Source organism: Aphanothece microscopica RSMan92 (assembly GCF_046613545.2).
Classification (GTDB): domain Bacteria; phylum Cyanobacteriota; class Cyanobacteriia; order PCC-6307; family Cyanobiaceae; genus NIES-981.
In genome coordinates this window covers 1-518 of record NZ_JBKKKY020000426.1, presented here as the reverse complement: position 1 = coordinate 518, position 518 = coordinate 1, and the positions used below count along the sequence as shown (strand labels likewise).

Below are 518 nucleotides of genomic sequence, written 5' to 3'. Positions count from 1 at the left end.
CCAATGGCCCCGAACGCCGGCCAACCCCACAGCAGCTCCTGCTTCGTGGTACCCTTGTGCAGAACCCCAAGGCGCGAGTTGTCCTCGCTGTCTACGAGGACCGCGTCCTTGGCATGATTACCATCCCCGGCAGCCACGGCACGTACGTACGATACCTCCTGCAGCCATTTGCCAATGATGGCAGTACCATCTGTTTCGACGAACGGCAGGCAGCACATCCCAAACCGTGGTCCTGTGCCGAAGAAGAAGCAACGGCTACGTCGGGCCGTGCTCCAACGCCAGCGTCGGTTATTGAACAGCGCATGAAGGACAAAGGCGAGCGCACACAAAACGCTGTTCGCCGGCTGCGTATTGCCCTTGAGGGCGACAATGAATACTACCGAGACCATGGACAGAACCTCAACAAAGCAGTGACGTATGCCGAAGCCGTTTTGGGTGCATCCAGCGACATCTACGAGCGCGATGCTGCCATCGAGATACTCGCTGCGCGCATCGACGTGTGGACGGTGGCCGATCCC

General features: G+C 59.5%; 2 protein-coding genes. One reads left to right on the top strand and one right to left on the bottom strand.

Going from position 1 to position 518, the window contains the following annotated elements:
* A partial coding sequence (locus ACLD7X_RS18365) for a hypothetical protein (protein WP_425625491.1) occupies nucleotides 1-218 on the bottom strand: 218 nt, incomplete at its 3' end.
* A gap of 84 nt (nucleotides 219-302) precedes the next feature.
* On the opposite strand from ACLD7X_RS18365, the gene ACLD7X_RS18360 reads away from it, so the two are divergent.
* A partial coding sequence (locus ACLD7X_RS18360) for a hypothetical protein (RefSeq protein WP_425625490.1) occupies nucleotides 303-518 on the top strand: 216 nt, incomplete at its 3' end.